This window comes from Mycobacterium xenopi (assembly GCF_009936235.1).
GTDB lineage: Bacteria > Actinomycetota > Actinomycetes > Mycobacteriales > Mycobacteriaceae > Mycobacterium > Mycobacterium xenopi.
This window is the reverse complement of record NZ_AP022314.1, coordinates 3,812,779-3,832,768: the sequence shown is the minus strand read 5'-3', so window position 1 is coordinate 3,832,768 and position 19,990 is coordinate 3,812,779. Positions and strand designations below refer to the sequence as shown.

Annotated in this window: 14 protein-coding genes and 2 pseudogenes; 8 read left to right on the top strand and 8 right to left on the bottom strand. The window is 68.0% G+C overall.

The window, feature by feature from the left end:
• Nucleotide 1: 1 nt before the first annotated feature.
• Both MYXE_RS18190 and MYXE_RS18185 read right to left on the bottom strand, forming a co-directional pair.
• The gene (locus MYXE_RS18190; protein WP_085197201.1) at nucleotides 2-1,594 is read right to left on the bottom strand and encodes a phospho-sugar mutase; all 1,593 of its coding nucleotides are present in this window, start codon (nucleotides 1,592-1,594) and stop codon (nucleotides 2-4) included.
• 11 nt (nucleotides 1,595-1,605) lie between these two features.
• Nucleotides 1,606-2,412 (bottom strand): purine-nucleoside phosphorylase, encoded by an 807-nt coding sequence (locus tag MYXE_RS18185; RefSeq protein ID WP_003919168.1) that lies wholly within the window; start codon nucleotides 2,410-2,412, stop codon nucleotides 1,606-1,608.
• A 24-nt stretch (nucleotides 2,413-2,436) separates the two neighbouring features.
• Between MYXE_RS18185 and MYXE_RS18180 the strand changes: the two genes are divergently transcribed.
• Both MYXE_RS18180 and MYXE_RS18175 read left to right on the top strand, forming a co-directional pair.
• A complete protein-coding gene (locus tag MYXE_RS18180) occupies nucleotides 2,437-3,621 on the top strand; it encodes a M20 family metallopeptidase (RefSeq protein WP_085196357.1) in 1,185 nt (394 codons plus the stop codon).
• Nucleotides 3,618-4,787 (top strand): M20 family metallopeptidase, encoded by a 1,170-nt coding sequence (locus MYXE_RS18175; protein WP_003919166.1) that lies wholly within the window; start codon nucleotides 3,618-3,620, stop codon nucleotides 4,785-4,787. The genes MYXE_RS18180 and MYXE_RS18175 overlap by 4 nt, the downstream gene beginning before the upstream one ends.
• Nucleotides 4,788-4,839: 52 nt before the next feature.
• On the opposite strand, the gene MYXE_RS18170 is transcribed toward MYXE_RS18175, so the two are convergent.
• A complete protein-coding gene (locus MYXE_RS18170) occupies nucleotides 4,840-5,313 on the bottom strand; it encodes a gamma-glutamylcyclotransferase (protein WP_003919165.1) in 474 nt (157 codons plus the stop codon).
• Nucleotides 5,314-5,378: 65 nt separating this feature from the next.
• Between MYXE_RS18170 and MYXE_RS18165 the strand changes: the two genes are divergently transcribed.
• The 5 genes from MYXE_RS18165 to MYXE_RS18145 all read left to right on the top strand — a co-directional run bounded on the left by MYXE_RS18165 (nucleotide 5,379) and on the right by MYXE_RS18145 (nucleotide 11,924).
• Nucleotides 5,379-6,785 (top strand): NAD(P)H-quinone dehydrogenase, encoded by a 1,407-nt coding sequence (locus MYXE_RS18165; protein WP_085196355.1) that lies wholly within the window; start codon nucleotides 5,379-5,381, stop codon nucleotides 6,783-6,785.
• A 58-nt stretch (nucleotides 6,786-6,843) separates the two neighbouring features.
• On the top strand, nucleotides 6,844-8,589 hold the full coding sequence (locus MYXE_RS18160) for a glycerol-3-phosphate dehydrogenase/oxidase (RefSeq protein WP_112650270.1): 1,746 nt from the start codon (nucleotides 6,844-6,846) through the stop codon (nucleotides 8,587-8,589).
• A complete protein-coding gene (locus tag MYXE_RS18155; protein WP_112650269.1) occupies nucleotides 8,586-9,431 on the top strand; it encodes a pseudouridine synthase in 846 nt (281 codons plus the stop codon). The genes MYXE_RS18160 and MYXE_RS18155 overlap by 4 nt, the downstream gene beginning before the upstream one ends.
• 168 nt (nucleotides 9,432-9,599) lie before the next feature.
• Nucleotides 9,600-10,712 (top strand): phosphate ABC transporter substrate-binding protein PstS, encoded by a 1,113-nt coding sequence (gene pstS / locus MYXE_RS18150; protein ID WP_085196349.1) that lies wholly within the window; start codon nucleotides 9,600-9,602, stop codon nucleotides 10,710-10,712.
• A gap of 102 nt (nucleotides 10,713-10,814) precedes the next feature.
• Complete coding sequence (locus MYXE_RS18145; protein ID WP_085196347.1) at nucleotides 10,815-11,924, top strand: PPE family protein; 1,110 nt, start codon at nucleotides 10,815-10,817, stop codon at nucleotides 11,922-11,924.
• A gap of 36 nt (nucleotides 11,925-11,960) precedes the next feature.
• Here the strand turns inward: MYXE_RS18145 and MYXE_RS18140 are convergent, their stop codons facing one another.
• The 3 genes and pseudogenes from MYXE_RS18140 to MYXE_RS18130 all read right to left on the bottom strand — a co-directional run bounded on the left by MYXE_RS18140 (nucleotide 11,961) and on the right by MYXE_RS18130 (nucleotide 17,708).
• Complete coding sequence (locus MYXE_RS18140; RefSeq protein ID WP_003919159.1) at nucleotides 11,961-12,296, bottom strand: DUF732 domain-containing protein; 336 nt, start codon at nucleotides 12,294-12,296, stop codon at nucleotides 11,961-11,963.
• Nucleotides 12,297-12,454: 158 nt separating this feature from the next.
• Nucleotides 12,455-13,210: an endonuclease VIII Nei2 gene (gene nei2, locus MYXE_RS18135; protein ID WP_085196344.1), complete on the bottom strand. Its 756-nt coding sequence runs from the start codon at nucleotides 13,208-13,210 to the stop codon at nucleotides 12,455-12,457.
• Nucleotides 13,210-17,708: pseudogene (locus MYXE_RS18130) on the bottom strand (ATP-dependent helicase). Before MYXE_RS18130 ends, nei2 begins: the two are co-directional and overlap by 1 nt.
• A gap of 9 nt (nucleotides 17,709-17,717) precedes the next feature.
• Here MYXE_RS18130 and MYXE_RS18125 point away from each other — a divergent pair.
• A complete protein-coding gene (locus MYXE_RS18125) occupies nucleotides 17,718-18,035 on the top strand; it encodes a hypothetical protein (protein ID WP_139821171.1) in 318 nt (105 codons plus the stop codon).
• Here MYXE_RS18125 and MYXE_RS18120 read toward each other — a convergent pair.
• Nucleotides 18,013-18,704, bottom strand: a pseudogene (locus MYXE_RS18120) (TetR/AcrR family transcriptional regulator). The gene MYXE_RS18125 and the pseudogene MYXE_RS18120 overlap by 23 nt on opposite strands.
• Before the next feature lie 99 nt (nucleotides 18,705-18,803).
• Entirely contained in the window at nucleotides 18,804-19,460 is a 657-nt protein-coding gene (locus MYXE_RS18115; RefSeq protein ID WP_003919154.1) for a TetR/AcrR family transcriptional regulator, read from the bottom strand.
• Nucleotides 19,461-19,990: the final 530 nt, after the last annotated feature.

The following is a 19,990-nucleotide window of genomic DNA, read 5'->3' as shown; positions in this document are numbered from 1 at the left end:
GCTACCAGCGCCGCACCTCCGCGACGAGCCGGTCGCGCAGCGCGGTTGCCCGCTCACGAGCATGCCGAAGATCCTCGTTCGGCGGGCAGCCGGCTTCGAGGTAGAACTTCAGCTTGGGTTCGGTGCCCGACGGTCGCACCACCACCCGGGCCCACATGTGGGCGTCGCTGCCAAAAAACACCAGCGCGTCGGTGCGGGGCTGTAAATCCGTTGTGCAGACGGCAAATCCAGCCAGCTGGCCGGGTGGCTCTCGCCGCAGCCGCCGCATGATTGCCGCCGCCTCGCCGGGGCCGGCCACCGGGCTTGACACCGCGGCACCCACGTGGACACCGTGGCGTCGGGCGAGCTCGTCGAGCATGTCGAGCACCGAGCGGCCCTGCGCATTGAGCGCCGCCACCAAATCACAGGCCACCACCGCCGCGCTGATGCCGTCCTTGTCGCGCACCGCGTCGGGGTCCACACAATGGCCGATCGCCTCCTCGTAGGCGTAGACCAGCCTGCAGCCGGGCAGACCGGCGTCGGCGCGCGCCAGCCATTTGAACCCGGTCAGGGTTTCGACGTGGCGCGCGCCGTGGCGCGCGGCGACCGCGGCCAGCATCCGCGACGACACCACCGTGCTGGCCACCACGGCCGTCGTCGGGGAGTCGGTGTGAGACAAGATGTAATCGCCTAACAGCCAACCGGTTTCGTCTCCGGTAAGCATCCGCCAGCCCTCTGGCGTGGGTATGCCCACCGCGCAACGATCCGCGTCGGGGTCCAGCGCAACCGCGATATCGGCGTCGAAGTCGTGGGCCAGGCGCAGCAGGGCGTCGGTGGCACCCGGCTCCTCGGGATTGGGGAACGCGACGGTGGGGAAGTCGGGGTCGGGCGCGAACTGCGCGCCGACGGTGTGGACTTCGCCGAAGCCGGCGCGGTGCAGCGTTTCGACCGCCACCGCGCCACCGACCCCGTGTAACGGTGTCAGCGCCACCCGCACCGACCCCGACGAGCACCGCAGGCCGGCGGTGCGCTCGATGTAGCGGTCGACCAGACTGGTGTGGGTGGATTCGACGGGGGCTCTGGCGATTTGGTCGGCAAACGGCGCGGTGGCCATCGCGGTTTCGATTGCGCGGTCAACGGGCGAGACGATCTGGATGCCGTCGTCGAGGTACACCTTGTAGCCGTTGTCGCTCGGCGGATTGTGTGACGCGGTGATCTGGATCCCGGCCGCGGCACCGGCCCGGCGCACTGCGAAAGCCAGCACCGGTGTGGGTATTGGGCCGGCAAAAAGCAACACGGAAAACCCTTCGGCGGCAAACACTTCTGCGGTTGCGACAGCGAACATGGCCGATCCGTGGCGCGCGTCGCGGCCGACGATCACCGTCGAGCCGCCGCGCCCTCGGTCCTTGAGCACCTGCGCCACCGCCCAGGTCGCACGCAATACCACGGCCAGGTTCATCGCGTCCGGCCCGCCGCGCACCGGCCCGCGCAGTCCCGCGGTACCGAACCTGAGCGGTCGGGCGAACCGCGCGGCAAGCTCACCGGGCTCACAGCCGGCGAGTTCGGCGGCGGTCGCCGGGTCGGGGTCGTGCGCGATCCACTCCTCGGGCGTCACACCCGCCAGCCTTACAGCCGGGCCACCACCCCGGCCAGCAGCGAACCCATCCGCGTCGCCGCCGCGGCCCCGGTCTCGACGACCTCGGCGTGGCTTAGCGGGGCCCCCGTCACACCGGCGGCCAAGTTCGTCACCAGCGACACTCCCAGCACCTGCGCGCCCGCGGCCCGGGCCGCGATCGTCTCGTGCACCGTGGACATCCCCACCAGGTCGGCACCCAGGATGCGCAGCATCCGGATCTCGGCCGGCGTTTCGTAGTGCGGTCCCGGCAGGCCGGCGTATACCCCTTCGGTCAGCGTCGGGTCGACCTGGCGGGCCAACTCCCGCAGCCGCGGCGCGTAGGCGTCGACCAGGTCGACGAACTGCGGCCCGACCAGCGGAGAACGCGCGGTGAGGTTGAGATGGTCGCTGATCAGTACCGGTTGGCCGACCTCGAGGTCGTCGCGCAGACCGCCCGCGGCGTTGGTGAGCACGATCGTGTGGGCACCGGCCGCGCATGCGGCTCGCACCGGGTGCACCACGTGCAGCAGGTCATGCCCCTCGTAGGGATGGATGCGACCGGCCAGCACCAGCACCCGGTGCTCGCCGATGCGCACCGACAACAGCTGACCGGTGTGCCCGACCGCGGTCGGCGGGCTGAAGCCGGGCAGTTCCGCCATGGGCAACACCGCGGTCGCCGGGCCCAGCGCCGCCACGGCCGGTGCCCACCCGGACCCCAGCACGACCGCCACGTCGTGCGCGGCGACGCCGGTGCGCTCGGCGATGGCCTGCGCCGCCCGCTTCGCCAATGCCTCGGGGTCGGGCCGACCATCGGTCACAGCGGCCGAGCTTAGACTGCCACCATGTCCACCACCACCGCATTGGATGCCGTCGAAGATGCGGTGTGGCGGTGCAGCACCGAGATCGTCGAACTTTCCCACGCGATCCACGCCGAGCCGGAGCTGGCCTTCGCCGAACACCGAAGCTGCGCCAAGGCGCAGAGATTGGTCGCTGAACGCGGCTTCCAGATCACAGCGGGCGTGGCGGGTTTGGATACTGCGTTTCGTGCCGACTTCGGCCGGGGACCGCTGGTCGTCGGGGTGTGCGCGGAATACGACGCGTTGCCGGGGATCGGGCACGCCTGCGGTCACAACATCATCGCCGCATCCGCCGTGGGCACCGCGCTGGCGCTGGCCGAGGTGGCCGACGAGCTGGGCCTGACGGTCGCGCTGCTGGGCACCCCGGCTGAGGAGACCGGCGGCGGGAAGGCCTTGATGCTGCGGGCGGGCACGTTCGACGACGTCGCGGCGGCGGTGATGCTGCATCCGGGACCGACGGACATCGCCGCGACCCGCTCGCTGGCATTGTCGGAGGTCAACGTGCAATACCGCGGCCGGGAATCGCATGCCGCTGTCGCACCCCACCAAGGCGTGAACGCCGCCGACGCGGTGACCGTCGCGCAGGTGGCCATCGGCCTGTTGCGCCAGCAGCTGGCGCCTGGACAGCTGGTGCACGGCATCGTCACCGACGGTGGACAGGCCGTCAACGTCATCCCTGCGCGGGCAAGCCTGCGGTATGCGATGCGGGCAGTGGACTCCGAGTCGCTTAACCAGCTGCGGGGCAGGGTGCTCTCCTGCTTTGCCGCGGGCGCACTGGCGACCGGTTGCGAATACGAAATCGACGACGCCGCACCGGCCTACGCGGAGCTGAAGCCGGACCCGTGGCTGGCAGAGGTCTGCCGGCAGGAGATGCGTCGGCTTGGACGCGAACCTATCGCGGCCGATCTGGAGGCGAAGCTGCCGATGGGCAGCACCGACATGGGCAACGTGACCCAGGTGCTGCCCGGCATTCACCCGATAGTCGGAATCGACGCCGGCGGCGCCACCGTGCACCAGCCCGCATTCGCCGCCGCTGCGGTCAGTCCCAGCGCCGACCGTGCCGTCGTCGAAGGCGCAATTATGTTGGCGCGCACCGTGGTTCGTCTTGCCGAGACGCCGGAGCAACGCGAGCAGGTGTTGGCGGCGCGTGATCAGCGGGCGGCGTCATGAGTCTCGCCGACTCCGCTCAATCCTGGCTAGCGGCCCACCACGACGACCTCATCGAATGGCGGCGTCATATCCACCGCTACCCGGAGCTGGGCCGCCAAGAGTACGCGACCACGCAGTTCGTGGCCGAGCGGTTGGCCGACGCCGGCCTCAACCCCAAGGTGCTGCCCGGCGGGACCGGTTTGACCTGCGACTTCGGCCCTGAGCACGAGCCGAGGATCGCGTTGCGCGCCGACATGGACGCGCTGCCGATGGCCGAGCGCACCGGCGCCCCCTACTCCTCGACCATGCCCAACGTCGCGCACGCCTGTGGCCATGACGCGCACACCGCGATCCTGCTCGGCACCGCGCTGGCGTTGGCGTCGGCGCCCGAACTGCCCGTCGGGGTGCGCCTGATCTTCCAGCCCGCCGAAGAGCTGATGCCCGGCGGGGCGATCGACGCCATCGCGGCCGGAGTGCTGAGCGGGGTTTCGCGGATTTTCGCGTTGCACTGCGATCCCCGGCTGGCGGTCGGCAAAGTGGCGGTGAAACCGGGCCCGATCACGTCGGCCGCCGACTCGATGGAAATCACCCTGTACTCGCCCGGAGGGCACACGTCGCGGCCACACCTGACCGCCGACCTGGTGTACGGGCTGGGCACGCTGATCACCGGGCTGCCGGGGGTGTTGTCGCGGCGCATCGACCCGCGCAAGAGCACCGTCTTGGTGTGGGGTGCGGTCAACGCCGGGGTGGCCGCCAATGCGATCCCGCAGACCGGTGTGCTGGCCGGCACCGTCCGCACCGCGAGCAGGGAAACCTGGCAAAGCCTGGAGGGCATCATCCGCCAGGCGGTGTCGGCGCTGCTGTCGCCGCTGGGCGTCGACCACACGCTGCAGTACCACCGCGGGGTGCCGCCGGTGGTTAACGAGGAGGTTTCCACGCGCATTCTCACTCACGCGATCGAAGCGCTCGGCGCCGATGTGCTGGCCGACACCCGCCAGTCCGGCGGCGGCGAAGATTTCTCCTGGTATCTGGAGGAAGTGCCGGGCGCGATGGCCCGGCTCGGCGTGTGGTCTGGCCGCGGACCGCAGCGCGACCTGCATCAGCCGACGTTCGATCTCGACGAGCGGGCCCTGCCCATCGGGCTGCGGGTGATGGTCAACATCGTCGAGCAGGCCGCAGCCTTCTAGACTGCGGCCGTCCGGGGCGGCTTCTAGACGCGCCCGCTCGCCGATAGGCGGCCTACGCGCCCGGACCGATGCTGCGCGACGGACGGGTGCGCAAGTCATGCACGTATTCCGGTGGCGCACCGGCGATTTCGGCGGCGTCGGCCATCACGCCCAGGTAATGCGCCGACGGCAATCCGCCCTCCCAGGCGTCGAGCACATACAGCCACGCCAGGACGGGATCGGTTGTGGTGTCCGAGGATAACCGTTCCACGCGGCAGCGGATCTTCTTGTGGATACCGAGTTCAGAGCCTTCCCACCGATCGAGGTTCTGCTCGTCGGCCGGTGTCACGTCGTAGAGCACGACGAACACCTTGGAGTCCGGGTCCTCCACGATTGTGGCCAGCGCCCCTTCCCAACCGATGTCCTCGCCGCCGAACGTCAGCCGCCAACCGTGCAGCCAACCGGTGCCGGCCATCGGAGAGTGGGGTGCACGCTTTGCCATCTGCTCGGGGTCCATGTTCGACCCGTAGGCGGCGTAGAGCGGCACGGGGAAAAGCTTAAACGGCGGTCGCTCGTCGGGCGGCCATCCGACATCTTGGCTAGGTTGAACCCGTGGCGACCCGCATTGTGATCCTCGGGGGAGGTCCGGCCGGTTACGAAGCGGCACTGGTCGCCGCGGCGCGCGACGCCCAGGTCACCGTCGTCGACTCCGACGGCATCGGCGGGGCAGCGGTGCTGGCCGACTGCGTGCCATCGAAGACGTTCATCGCCTCCACCGGGTTGCGCACCGAACTGCGGCGCGCCCCACAGCTCGGCTTCGACATCGACATCGACGATGCCAAGATCTCCCTGCCCGAGATCCACCAGCGGGTCAAGATGTTGGCCGCCGCGCAGTCCGCCGACATCACCCAGCAACTGCTGGACATGGGGGTGGAGGTGATCGCGGGCCGCGGCGAACTGGTGGACGCTACTCCCGGCCTGGCGCGTCACTGCATCAAGGTGACTGCGCCTGACGGCACCACCAGCGAGCGTGACGCCGACGTGGTGCTGATCGCCACCGGCGCCAGCCCGCGGATCATGCCGTCCGCACGCCCGGACGGCGAGCGGATCCTGACCTGGCGGCAGCTCTACGACCTCGACTCGCTGCCCGACCACCTGATCGTGGTGGGCTCCGGTGTCACCGGGGCCGAGTTCGTCAACGCCTACACCGAGCTGGGGGTCACCGTCACCGTGGTGGCCAGCCGCGACCGCGTGCTGCCCTACGAGGATGCCGACGCCGCGCTGGTACTGGAGGAGTCGTTCGCCGAACGCGGGGTTAGGCTGGTGAAAAACGCACGCGCCCAATCGGTTACCCGCACCGATGGCGGGGTGCTGGTCACCATGACCGATGGCCGCACCGTCGAGGGCAGCCACGCCCTGATGACCATCGGCTCGGTGCCCAACACCAGCGGCCTGGGCCTGGAGCGGGTGGGCATCGAGCTTGGACGCGGCAACTACCTGACCGTCGACCGCGTGTCGCGGACGTCGGTTCCCGGAATCTACGCCGCGGGTGACTGCACCGGCCTGCTGTTGCTGGCGTCGGTGGCCGCGATGCAGGGCCGGATCGCGATGTATCACGCGCTCGGCGAGGCCGTCAGCCCGATCCGGCTGCGCACCGTCGCGGCGACGGTGTTCACCCGGCCCGAGATCGCGGCCGTCGGTGTTCCGCAGTCGTTGATCGACGACGGCCGGGTGTCGGCGCGGACCATCATGCTGCCGCTCAACACCAACGCGCGGGCCAAGATGTCCGGGCTGCGGCACGGGTTCGTCAAGGTGTTCTGCCGGCGCTCCACCGGCGTGGTGATAGGCGGGGTGGTGGTGGCGCCGATCGCGTCGGAGTTGATCCTGCCGATCGCCGTGGCGGTGACCAACCGCATCACGGTTGACGAGTTAGCGCAGACGCTGGCGGTTTATCCGTCGCTGTCGGGTTCGGTCACCGAGGCCGCCCGACGGCTGATGGCTCACGACGATCTGGAGTAACGTCAGGTAGCCTTGGGACCCAGCGTCCTACTGACGAGTAACCGAGGAGTCGTGTTCCGTGAGTGCACCGGCAAGCTGGCGCGGCTGGCCGGCTTCGGCCCTGAGCCCACAGCAGCGCGCATCGGCGTGGGAGCGACTTGGTGCCGAGCAATTCGACGTGGTGGTCATCGGCGGCGGTGTGGTCGGCTCGGGTTGCGCGCTGGACGCCGCCACCCGCGGGCTCAGGGTGGCGATGGTCGAGGCGCGTGACTTCGCCTCCGGCACCTCGAGTCGCTCGTCGAAGATGTTTCACGGGGGGCTGCGCTACCTCGAGCAACTCGAATTCGGTTTGGTGCGTGAGGCGCTCTACGAGCGCGAGCTGTCCCTGACCACCCTGGCCCCCCACCTTGTCAAGCCGCTGCCGTTTTTGTATCCGCTGACCAAGCGGTGGTGGGAGCGTCCGTACGTGGCGTTGGGCATGCTGCTTTACGACCAGCTGGGCGGGGCGAAATCGGTTCCGCCGCAAAAGCATTTAACCCGTGCTGGCGCACTGCGACTGTGCCCGGGCCTCAAGCGCAGCTCGCTGATCGGGGGTATCCGCTACTACGACACGGTGGTCGACGACGCCCGACACACCCTCACGGTGGCGCGCACCGCCGCCCACTACGGCGCCGTGGTGCGGTCCTCGACCCAGGTGATCGCCTTGCTGCGCGAGGGCGATCGGGTGACCGGTGTGCGGGTGCGTGACTCCGAGGACGGCGCGGTGAGCGACGTCCGCGGCCACGTCGTGGTCAACGCGACGGGGGTTTGGACGGACGAGATCCAGGCGCTATCCAAGCAGCGCGGCCGGTTTCAGATACGCGCCTCCAAGGGCGTGCACATCGTGGTGCCGCGTGACCGGATCGTCAGCGACGTCGCGATCATCCTGCGCACCGAGAAGTCGGTGATGTTCGTCATTCCGTGGGGCAGCCACTGGATTATCGGGACTACCGACACCGAGTGGAACCTTGACCTGGCGCATCCGGCGGCGACCAAGGCCGACATCGACTACATCCTCAGCACCGTGAACACCGTGCTTGCCACCCCGTTGACCCACGACGACATCGACGGTGTCTACGCAGGGCTGCGGCCGCTGCTGGCCGGGGAGAGCGACGAGACGTCCAAACTGTCGCGGGAGCATGCGGTCGCGGTCCCCACTCCGGGTCTGGTCTCGATTGCCGGCGGCAAATACACCACCTACCGCGTCATGGCGATCGACGCGATAGACACTGCGGCACAATACATTCCGGCACGGGTGGCGCCGTCGATCACTGAGAAGGTGCGGCTGCTGGGCGCCGACGGCTATTTTGCGTTGATCAACCAGGCCGAACATGTCGGCGACGTGCACGGGCTGCATCCCTACCGGGTGCGCCATCTGCTCGACCGGTACGGGTCGCTGATCAGCGAGGTGCTGGCGCTGGCCGAAGACCGCCGCGAGCTGCTGGACCCGATCACCACCGCGCCGGTCTACCTCAAGGTGGAAGCCGCCTATGCTGCCGCCGCCGAGGGTGCGCTGCACCTGGAGGACATCTTGGCCCGCCGGATGCGGATCTCCATCGAATACCCGCACCGCGGCGTGGACTGTGCCCGCGAAGTCGCCGAGGTCGTCGCGCCGATTCTGGGATGGACCCAACGAGACATCGACCGCGAGGTTGACACCTACAGGGCGCGGGTGGAGGCCGAGATCCTGTCGCAGGCCCAGCCCGACGACGTGTCGGCGGATGCTTTGCGCGCCAGTGCTCCTGAGGCGCGGGCCGAAATCCTCGAACCGGTGCCGCTGAATTGACTTTGCACACAACGCTTCCTACTGGAAACGGTCTGGGCCCGGCACGGGTGCGGGTGCGCGGTGGGCCGGTGCTGGCCGAGCTGGCAGCCCGGTTCGGCCCGCGGGTGCGCAAGGTCGTCGACGCCGACGGCGCACCCGTGGACGAGACGACGGTGCTACCGGCGGGTGCCCATGTGTACCTGCATCGCGACCTGCCCGACGAGGTGCCGGTGCCGTTCGACATCCCCGTGCTCTACCGCGACGAGGACATCGTGGTGGTCGACAAGCCGCCTTTCCTGGCCACCATGCCGCGGGGGCGTCACGTCACCCAGACCGCGCTGGTGCGGCTGCGATGCGAACTCGGGTTGCCCGAGCTGAGTCCCGCACACCGGCTGGACCGGCTGACCGCCGGGGTGCTGCTGTTCACCACCCGTCGCGCAGTGCGCGGCGCCTACCAGACCCTGTTCGCGCGTGGGCTGGTCCGCAAGACCTACCTCGCGCGGGCCGCGGTCAAGCGGGACCTGGTTCTGCCGCAGGTGGTGTGCAGCCGAATCATCAAGCTTCGCGGTCGTTTACAAGCCGTCGAGGAGCCCGGCGAGCCCAACGCCGAGACACTGGTGGAGCTGGTTTCCGCCGATGGGCTGTATCGGTTGACGCCGCGGACCGGGCGCACCCACCAGCTGCGGGTGCACATGGCGTCTCTTGGACTGCCGATTCACGGAGACCCGTTGTACCCCAGCGTTATCGACGTTGCCGCCGACGATTTCACGCGGCCGCTGCAGTTGCTGGCCTATTCGCTGGAATTCGACGATCCGTTCAGCGGGCAGCGCCGCCGGTTCTGCAGCGGCCGATCACTGACTTAGCGTCCAACAGCCGGGTTAGGGTGGTGCGCCCGCGCGGCATCCTGCACCCCCAGCGGCCTGCCGGCGCCGTGAACAGGTCGCAAACTGTGGTTGAAAAGGTCAGTCCGGCGATGTCCGGCAATGGCCAGACATCACTACTATGCCTGGTGGCCGTGAGGAAGGAACGAATTGACAATCAATCGATTTGGTTCTGCCTCCCGTCTTCTGGCCACCGGCGCGGTGATGTTGTCGGCGTGCGGCGGCCACGACAACACCGCCGGACACGGCGCGACGAGCGGCACCTCCTCGGCGAAGGTGACCTGCGGGGGCAAGACGACCCTGAAGGCCAGCGGATCCACAGCCCAGGAAAACGCAATGACCCGCTTTGTCAAGGCATACGAACAGGCCTGCCCGGGTCACTCATTGGATTACACGGCCAACGGTTCCGGTGCTGGTATCAGCGAATTCATCGGTAAACAAACAGATTTCGCTGGCTCCGACTCACCTTTGAGCAAAGACGAGTACAGCAGAGCCGAGCAGCGGTGCGGCTCGCCGGTGTGGAACCTGCCGATGGTGTTCGGCCCGATCGCCATCGCCTACAACGTCGCCGGCGTGACGTCGTTGAACCTCGACGGCCCGACCTTGGCGCAAATCTTCAACGGTCAGATTGCCACGTGGAACGATGCCGCGATCCAGGTGTTGAACTTGGGTGTCGCCTTGCCCGCCGAGCCGATCCATGTCGTGTTCCGCGGCGACGAATCGGGGACCACGGACAACTTTCAGAGATATCTCGATACCGCTTCCAACGGCACCTGGGGCAACGGTGCCGGAAAGAAGTTCAACGGCGGGGTTGGCGAGGGCGCCAGCGGCAGCGACGGCGTCGCCGCGGCCGTCGACAGCACCGAAGGCTCGATCACCTACGTCGAGTGGTCGTTCGCCCAGGCGCGGCACTTGACCATGGCCAAGATCGTCACGTCGGCCGGCCCGGACCCGGTAGCGATCGGGCCGGAGTCGGTGGGGAAGACGATCTCAGCTGCCTGGTTCACGAAAAAGGGCAACGACCTTGCCCTCGACACGATCTCGTTTTATCGGCCAAACCAGCCCGGCGCTTACCCGATCGTGCTGGCGACGTATGAGATTGTGTGCTCGAAATATCTCGATCCGCAGGTGGGTACGGCAGTAAGGGCGTTCCTGCAGAGCACCATTCACGACGGCCAAAACGGCCTGGCGGACAACGGGTATATCCCGATTCCAGAGGCGTTCAACGCACGATTGTCGGCCGCGGTCGACGCCGTCTCTTGATCTGAGGCATGTCGGCGCCGATGCCTAATGTTCCGGGGCATTTTTCACCGTGGTCAACGCAATGTTCCAGGAGTTTTCCCACGGAAGTCAGTGTTTGTCGCCATGCAGTTCATCACTTTGCCCCCCGAGATCACCTCCGCGCTGATCCACTCGGGGCCCGGTGCGCACTCTCTGGTCGAGGCTGCCACGGCGTGGCGGCAGCTCGGAGCCAAACTGGAAGAGTCCGCCGAAAGCTATGCCGCCGCAGTGTCGTCGCTGACTGGGACCTGGCACGGTCCGTCCGCGACGGCGATGGCCCAGGCCGTCGAACCCTACCTGACCTGGCTGCGCACCACCGCGCAGCAATGTCAGCGGATAGCCTCTTCGACCCAAACCGCGGCTGCGGCGTTCGATTCCGCCCGCGTGGCCATGGTTTCGGTCGCGCAGGTTGCCGCCAACCGCATGCGGCTGGCACAGCTGCTGGCCACCAACGGCTTCGGGCGCAACCTCCCGGCGATTGCCGAGACCGAAGACCAATACCAGGACATGTGGGTGAACAACTCGGCGGCAATGAGTCGTTATCAGGCGACCTCGGCACACGCCACCGCGCTGCCTGGGTTTGCCTCGCCCCCCTCGGTGAGCAATCCCAGCGGGCTGGCCGCCCAAGCCAGCATGGCGCCCACCGCTTCCGGTTCTGCGGCGGCGTCGACGGTGGCGTCGCTGGCGAGCTTCGATCCGCAAAGCGGCTGGTTTGGATTGGCGAACACCTATGCCAACCAATTCGTCTCGTCCGGATTTCCCATCAACCTGCTCAGCTATCTGGCGCAGAACACGTCGGCTCAGGCGCTGCAGACAGTGGGCAGCCAGATCGGCCAGGGCCTTTCGGAGGGTGAGGCTGCTCTGGGCCCATTGAGAGGGCCGGGGGCATTCGGCGCCGCCGGACTCTCAACGGAGCCCACGGCGGCGATAGGTGTTGGAGTGTCGATGGGCAAGCTGACTGCGCCGCCCGCTGTCGTGGGCTTGTTGCCCGCGTCGCAGACGCCGGTGCAACTGATGTCAGCGGCATCGCCGCTTGCGGCGGGTGAGTCCGGGTTGTCGATGCCGCCGATTTTGCCGCCGCCGATTTCGGCGGGCAGTGGCTGGCGCAAACGCAAGCAGCAGAAGTACGAAGACCTCGAATACGGTTTGGAGATCAAGGGAACGGTGATGCCCCGACCGCCGTCGGCGGGTTGAGCGACGCCCAGGCAGCGCAGGAGTTGACGGCACGGTCTATCCGGAATGCCTGGGGCAGAACGCGGCAACACTGACACCGACGAAAAACCCGGCATGGTAGTCGTCTAGATCGCTGTTCTTCATCACGTCGGATGCCACGTCGGTCTTCTGCCTACCGAGGTCGAGTTCGTCGCACACCTCATGACCGGCGATGATCGCGGATTGCGCGGACACGAAGTTGATTCCCTTCGACTTCAGCGCAGCCAGGAAATTGGTGTCGACGGCGTCGGCATTTGCGAGCGGCGCTGGCACTCCCACAAGCAGCAGCGCGAAAACCAGGCCGGGCGATAGTAACCGCACGGAACCGAGCGAGCGCACTCGGATCGTCGTCATTGCCGAACCTCTCCGCCACGCAGAAGCGCGGGTGTTGCCGATGGCGCGCCAAGTCGCTGACACTGCGATCATGGCATGCCACAATCAGACTGGCGAACGCTAGACGCGACGCAAGTCTTTGCGCTCGATCGTTAACGTGATGGACATGCCGTCGGCGTTCAGCGTTGGCACGATGGGCACCAGTAGGTCACCCGCCTGCCGGTGCTGTCGTATTCGATGAGGGTTCCGCAGCGGCGGCATGGCTGCCCGGCACGTCCGTATACCCAAAGCTGGCGCCCGGGTCGAGTGTCGCCGGTGGTGCAGCGACTCAAGCGGGACCGGTTGAACCACAACATCTCTCGAGCTCGCATGACGAGGCGCAGCGGGTCGGCGAGCATCCCGACCGGCGTGGTGGGCAGATGCCCGCTGAGGAAGCACAGTTCGTTGCAGTAGACGTTGCCGATGCCCGCCATCACCTTCTGGTCGAGCAGCGTCTCGCCAAGGGGCCGCTGGGAGTTGGCGGCGAGGTTGCCTGCGGCGATGTGCGGGTTCCAGTCGTCACCGAGCAGATCGGGTCCTAGGTGGGCGACCACGTTGGCGTCGTTGTTTCGGTTGAGGACTTCCAGTACGCCCAGGTCGAGGCCGACAGCCCGGATTTCGGCGGCTTCCAGAATGATTCGGACCCGGTGATCGGTCCGCACCGGGCGGGCGGTCACCCGCCAGCTGCCGTCCATCTTCAAATGCGAATGGATGCTGGCCTGCCCGACCCGGATGAATAGGTGCTTGCCGCGGCTGAGCACCTCGTCGACGACCTGGCCGGTAAGGTCCACCGTGGCGAACCGCGGCACCCGGATGTCGCAGCGCGTCAACGTGCGGCCCGCCAGCGCCCTCCGCAGCGTGGCGGCGGTGCGAAAGACGGTGTCGCCCTCGGGCATTACCGCAGTCGCAGCCCGCGCGGGGTACGGGCGAAGCCGGCGGCGGACAGCGCCGCGTGAATCGGCGACTCCCGCAACTCCAGCACCGGCACGCTGTTGACCCGCTCGACCAGGATCGAGTCGAGGCGCCGGGCGCCCACCAGATCCGCCAGCGCGGCCGCGGCCGCATGCTGGGCGTCAGGGTCGTCGGTGAAAGTCAGCAGCGATCGCCCGCCGCGCTCCACAAACCACGCCAGTTCGCCGTCCACCAGCACGACCAACGCCCCCGCCTTACGGCCCGGCCGGGCGGCCCCCTCGTCGCCCACCGAAGGCCAGGGCAGCGCCGCACCATAGGGATTGGCGGGGTCGGCGGCGGCCAGCACCACCGCGTTGTATGCGGGCCGCTCAGGGTCGACGTCGTCGAGGTAGCTGCGCAGCCGGTCAACCGTCGAGGCAACCGCAAACTGGGCGCCGCCCAACGATTCCACGAAGTAGCCGCGCTGACAGCGGCCGGCGTCTTCGAACGCGGTCAGCACCTTGTACAGCGTGGCGAACCCGCCGGGCACGCCTTCGGCCGCTGCCGCGCCCTTGGTGAGCACGCCGTGGCGGTTCAACAGCAACTCGGCCTGGTGGTGTGCGCGCAACGTCGAATCCGGCTCCGGCGCAGGCAGCGCCGACCATCGGCCAGCGACGGTCGGGTCGACGGCTCGCGTCTGGGCGTGGGCGATGCTGTAGCGGCTCAGCCGCGGCGGTCGCCGGTGCCGGTGCGCCGGGGCGCCACGGTTACGACTGCCCGGCCCGCCGCTAAGCATCGCGCGCACCGGCGCGAACGTGTCGCCGGTGATCCAGCCCGCCCAAATAAGTTCCCACAACGCTGTTTTCAGTTCTGATTCCCCGATGCCGTGGCCAAGCTGGCGGAAGAAGAACGCGCCGCCGCCGGCCAGGGTGTCCAGGATTGCGCGGTGGGCGTCGTTGAACTCCACCGTAACGCCGGGGGTCAACGTCAACGGCGCGGTGTCCGCGGAATGGAAGGCGATCCAGCCGTCGCTGGCCGAAATCGAGCCGGCGCCAGACCACATCACCTCCCCGGAGGCCAGCAGCTCGTCGAGCATCGCCGGTGAGTAGTCACGCACCCGCGGCGCCAGCACCAGCGGCTCGATTGCCGAAGCGGGCATCCGCACGCCGGCGAGCTGATCGATGACGGCCAGCAGCCCGTCGACACCGGAATTGGTTTCGCTGCCCACCTGCTGCCAGGCCGGCAGGAACCGCGCATACGCGGCGGTGCTGACCGGTTCGACCTGGGCCCGCAGCGCCGCCAGCGACCGGCGCCGCAAAATCCGCAACACCTCGGCGTCGCACCACTGCTCGCCCCGAGGTCGGCGACGAAGTCGCCGCGCACTAGGCGCCCGTCGGCGGCCAGCCGACCCAGCACGTCGGCCGTCACCCGCAGACCCAAGCCGAACCGGGCGGCGGCTTCGGCGGTGGTGAACGGGGTATGGGTGCGCGCATAGCGGCCGAGCAGCTCGCCCAGCGGGTCGGCGACCGCGTCGGTGAAACTGTCGGGCACACCGACTGGCACCGCGACCCCGACGCTGTCGCGCAGCCGACCGATGTCCTCGACAGCCACCCACCAGGTCCGCCCGGCGAACGACACTGTCAGCGCGCGTTTGGCGGCCCGCAAACCCTCCAGCCAGCCGCCCACGTCTTTGCCGCCGGCGCGGGCGGCGACCTCGTCTTCGGTCAGCGGGCCCAACAGCCGCAGCAGATCGGCAACCGCTTCGGCGTCGCGAGCCATCCGGTCGGCCGACAGGTGCTGCAATTGGCGCCCAGTCGCGGCGATGACGTCGGGGTCCAGCAGCTCGCGCAGTTCGACCCGGCCGAGCAGCTCGGCCAGCAGCGTGGCATCCAACGACAGGGCCGCGGCCCGCCGCTCGGCCAGCGGAGCATCGCCCTCATACATGAACGCGCCGACGTAGCCGAACAGCAGCGACGCCGCGAACGGTGACGGTGTGACGGTCTCGGCCTCCACCACCCGGACGCGGCGGCCGGCGATGTCGGCCATCAGGGTGGTCAGGCCCGGGACGTCATAGACGTCTTGCAGGCATTCACGGATCGCTTCCAGCACGATCGGAAAGTCGGGGTATTTGCGGGCCACGTCGAGCAGCTGGGCGGCGCGCTGGCGTTGGTGCCACAGCGGCGAACGGCGACCGGGGTGTCGCCGCGGCAGCAGCAGGGCACGGGCCGCGCATTCCCGAAAACGCGCGGCGAATAGTGCCGAACCCCCCACTTCGTCGGTGACGATCGGGTCGATGTCGTCGGGGTCGAAGACGAACAGCTCCGCGCCGGGCGGTGTCCCGGCGGCATCGGTGTCTGGCAGGCGCACCACGATGCCGTCGTCGGAGGCGGTCGGTTTTTCGTCGATCCCGTAGCGTTCGGCCAGCCGGCGGCCCACGGCCAGCGCCAGCGGGCCATGTACCCGCAACCCGTACGGCGAGTGCAGGATCACCCGCCAGTCGCCGAGCTCGTCGCGGAACCGTTCCACCAGCAGCGTGGTGTCGGTGGGCACCGCGGCGGTGGCGCTGCGCTGGTCATCAAGAAGCCGCCACAGGTTTTCGGTCGCGTATTCGTTCAAACCCAATTCAGCACAACGCTTTTCGAAAGCACCGCGGTCCAGTGCGGCCAGTTCACCGGTGAACGCGCCGATCGCGCGGCCCAGCTCGGCCGGGCGGCCGACGTCGTCGCCGCGCCAGAACGGCAGCCGCGCCGGTTGTCCCGGCGCCGGGATCACTAGTACCCGATCGTGGGTGATCTCAGTGATCCGCCAACTGGTCGCGCCCAGTGAGATGACGTCGCCAGGGCGGGATTCGTAGACCATCTCCTCATCGAGTTCGCCGACCCGCGAAGGTTTTTCGGTCGCCAGCCACACACTGAACAGCCCACGGTCGGGGATGGCGCCACCGGAAGTGACCGCCAGCCGCTGCGCGCCGGGCCGCGCGGTCAAGATGCCGCTGTCGCGGTCGTAGACGAGCCGGGGCCGCAGCTCGGCGAATTCGGTGGACGGATACTTGCCGGACAGCAGGTCCAGTACCGCCTCGAATGCGCTGCGCGGCAAGGTGGCGAACGACGCGCTGCGCCGCACGGTGTCGAACCACCGGTCGGCGTCCAGCGGCTCCAGGGCAGCCGCGGCCACGGTGTGCTGCGCGAGGATGTCCAGCGGATTGGTGGGGACCCGCATCGCCTCGATCTGTCCGGCCAGCATGCGCTGGGCGGCGACGGCGCAGCCGATCAAGTCGGTGCGGTGCTTCGGGAACAGCACACCCCGTGAGATTTCGCCGACCTGATGGCCGGCCCGGCCGATGCGTTGTAGGCCGCTCGCCACCGATGGCGGCGCTTCGACCTGAATCACCAGATCGACCGCGCCCATGTCGATGCCCAGCTCCAGGCTCGAGGTCGCGACGACGGCTTTGAGCCGGCCGCGTTTGAGGTCCTCCTCGACCGCGGCGCGTTGCTCCTTGCTGACCGAACCGTGGTGGGCGCGGGCCAACAGCGGTGGGGCGCCGTAGGTTTGGCCGCTGCCCAGCAGTTGTGCGGGCGCGCCGCCGGCGACTTGCTGGTTGCGTCCGGCGTCGAGCTCGACACCGCTACGTTCGGCGTGAATCTCGTTGAGCCGGGCGGTAAGTCGCTCGGCGAGCCGACGCGAGTTGGCGAACACGATCGTTGAGTTGTGCGACTCGATCAAGTCGACCAGGCGGGCCTCGACGTCGGGCCAAATGGTGTTGTCGGCGAGGTTGGCCATGTCGGGCACGGGCACCTGCACCGTGAGGTCGATGGTTTTCGGCGACGGCGGCGCGACGATCGTGGTCGGCCGCTGCCCGGACAAGAACCGGGCAACCTCCTCGTGGGGACGCACGGTTGCCGACAGCCCGATGCGTTGCGCGGGCCGCTCCAACAGCTCGTCGAGTCGCTCCAGCGACAGCGCCAGATGCGCGCCACGTTTGGTGCCCGCGAGGGCGTGCACCTCGTCGACGATCACCGTTTGCACGTCGGTCAGCGTCTGCCGCGCGGCCGAGGTCAGCATCAAAAACAGCGACTCAGGCGTGGTGATCAGCACATCGGGCGGCTGGGCGATGAGCTGGCGACGACGCGCGGGCGGGGTGTCCCCGGACCGAACGCCCACACTGATTTGCGGCTCCGGTCGGCCTTGCCGCTGGGCGACCCGGGTGATACCGGCCAACGGGGCGCGCAGGTTGCGCTCGACGTCGACGGCCAGCGCCTTCAGCGGCGACACGTACAGCACCCGGGTGCCGGCTGGCCGCTGCGCAGCGGTGGCCAACCTGTCGATCGCCCACAGGAATGCAGCGAGCGTCTTACCGGATCCTGTCGGCGCGATGACCAGCGTGTTGTGGCCGTCGGCAATGGCCGACCAGGCGCCGGACTGGGCTGCGGTCGGCGCAGCGAAGGTGTTGGCGAACCATTCTCGCGTCGGGGCAGAAAAGCGGGCCAGCGATGCGACGCTCACCTTGCCATCGTGCCAACTCGCACCGACAAATGCCCTCGCATCCCGATACCGCTCGTGCTGCTGTTTACGATCGCGTTGGCGGTGCTGTTGATATGGCGCGGAATCGAAGCGGTCAGCTTCCTGGGCGGCATCTGGATCGGAGCCACCCTGATACAGCTGTACTTTCACGAGTTTCATGCGCCGGTGCCCGCAGACCGAGCCGCACCTGAACCGTTGGCGCCGATCAAGACGATGTCATATGCCGTCCAAGACGCTCCATGGCGACCGTGGCGAGAACTGTCGATCTTGACCGTGCTGGTGTGTCTCAGCCTGGCATTTCTGGTGTGAGCGTGGTTGAGCGCTTGTCGGCCGCCACGGCATCGGCCAGTTCGGGCGGAATGCCCGGCACCCGGCCGATCGCGTCGAGCAAGGCATGTGCACACGTGTCGCCCAGGTATCCGGCGTCCAACGAGGGGTCCATGATTCGCTGACGGCACATCTCGAACGTGAACGACAGCCACCCGTACACCGTCGCCCGCAGGTTGCGTTCGACGTCTGGGTCCAGACCCTCTTCCAGGCCGCCCGGCACCAACGCCTTGGCGGCGGCCATGACACGCTCCATCTGACGCTTCTTGGCCTCATCGTCGATCTGCCCAAGGACCGGGTCATAGCGACCTGCCCGAACGTAGACAGCCCAGGCCGCGTGCGGATGGCGCTGGTGGTAGTCGACATATGCCAGCACCCCGGCGCGCACCCGCTCGAACAGCGTGGTCCCGGCGTTGGGCGGATTGGCCGTCGCCTCCAACAGCCGCTCGGCCTCGTATTTGACGACGGCGGCAAAGAACGCCCGCTTGTCGGGGAAGTAGTGGTACATCAGCGCCCGCGATACCCCGGCCCGCTCGGCGACCTCGTCGATGCGGACCTCGTCGTAGGGGCGTTGGCCGAACACTTCGGCGCCCAGGGCCAGCAACTCGGCGCGCCGGTCCTCGGGGACAGTCGCCGCCTGGTCGCTTGCATGCCCCGATGCTACGGGCAAACGATTCAACAGGCGTCTAATTGGAACTATGAGGAATTTATGAGTTGATGAACCCGCGCGGGTCGTCGGTCCGGGGCGGGTCAACGTTTATCGGGCGCGATCGCGGCGGCCAGCGTGGTGGGAATGCCGGGGACTCGCGACACCGCGTCGAGCAGCGCGTGCGCACAGGCATCGGCGAGTTGGCCGGCATCGGTCGATGGGTCGATGATCCGTTGCCGGCACAACTCGAAGGTGAACGCCAACCAGCCGTGCACCACCATCCGGAGATTGCGTTCGACGTCGGGGTCCAGTTTTTCGTCGGGGCCCTCGATCTCCACGATCCGGCTCATGACATGCTCGAGTTGACGGTTCTTGGCTTCATCGTCGATGCCGAGCAGTACCGGGTCGGATCGGCCGATGCCGACGTAGGCAGCCCACGCGGAGTGCGGATGCTGTTGCTGGTACTCCATGTAGGCGAGCACACCCGTGCGCACTTCTTCGAACAGTGTCTGGCCCGGCAACGGCAGGTGGCTGGTGGCCTCGATCAGTCGCTCGGCCTCGTATTTGACCACGGCAGCGAAAAACGCCCGCTTGTCGGGGAAGTAGTGGTACATCAGCGCCCGCGACACCCCGGCCCGCTCGGCGACCTCGTCGATGCGGACCTCGTCATAGGGGCGTTGGCCGAACACTTCCGCACCCAGTGCCAGCAACTCGGCGCGCCGGTCCTCGGGTGATAACCGCCGCCGCGTCGGTCGCATGCGACCGATGTTACTTGGACCACGCGGTTTGGCCGGTGTTTGCCAGAACTTGGCACATTTTCGCGCTGGCAAATCGGTAGCCGCGCAAACTATTGGCTCAAACACGGGAACGTCGGCTACTTTGGCGACCCACCGGGCGCCTGCCGAACCGTGTCGCATCGGCACCGCGGCGATGGCTGGCGAGTAAACGTTCCGAGACGTCAGTCCCCGTCTGGGCAGTGGAACCCGCGTAGACCGCGTCACAAAGCCGAATGTTCGTCACGACGGCGAACCGTTTGCCCGCGGCGCGGTTCGCTGATCTCCTCAATCTGAACAGTTCGTCCGCCCGTTCGGCTCGATCAACCGGTGGCCGAACGTCGACCGGCACCTCTTGTCGGTCGAGAGGTTGTGGACAACCCAGGCCTACCGCAGCCGGGTGAAGAATTGCCGACAGTACGACCCGCTGGCCGCCGACATTCTCGGTCTGGGTCATTGCCGGAAATCTAAGGCGCACAGCATTTTTCGAACCAGCGTACGCGGTAGACCGGGAC

Coding starts and splice junctions, on each gene's coding strand:
- MYXE_RS18180 (WP_085196357.1), top strand. CDS start 2,437: ATGTCCACCACCACCGCATTGGATGCCGTCGAAGATGCGGTGTGGCGG.
- MYXE_RS18175 (WP_003919166.1), top strand. CDS start 3,618: ATGAGTCTCGCCGACTCCGCTCAATCCTGGCTAGCGGCCCACCACGAC.
- MYXE_RS18145 (WP_085196347.1), top strand. CDS start 10,815: ATGCAGTTCATCACTTTGCCCCCCGAGATCACCTCCGCGCTGATCCAC.
- MYXE_RS18140 (WP_003919159.1), bottom strand. CDS start 12,296: ATGACGACGATCCGAGTGCGCTCGCTCGGTTCCGTGCGGTTACTATCG.
- nei2 (WP_085196344.1), bottom strand. CDS start 13,210: ATGCCCGAGGGCGACACCGTCTTTCGCACCGCCGCCACGCTGCGGAGG.
- MYXE_RS18115 (WP_003919154.1), bottom strand. CDS start 19,460: ATGCGACCGACGCGGCGGCGGTTATCACCCGAGGACCGGCGCGCCGAG.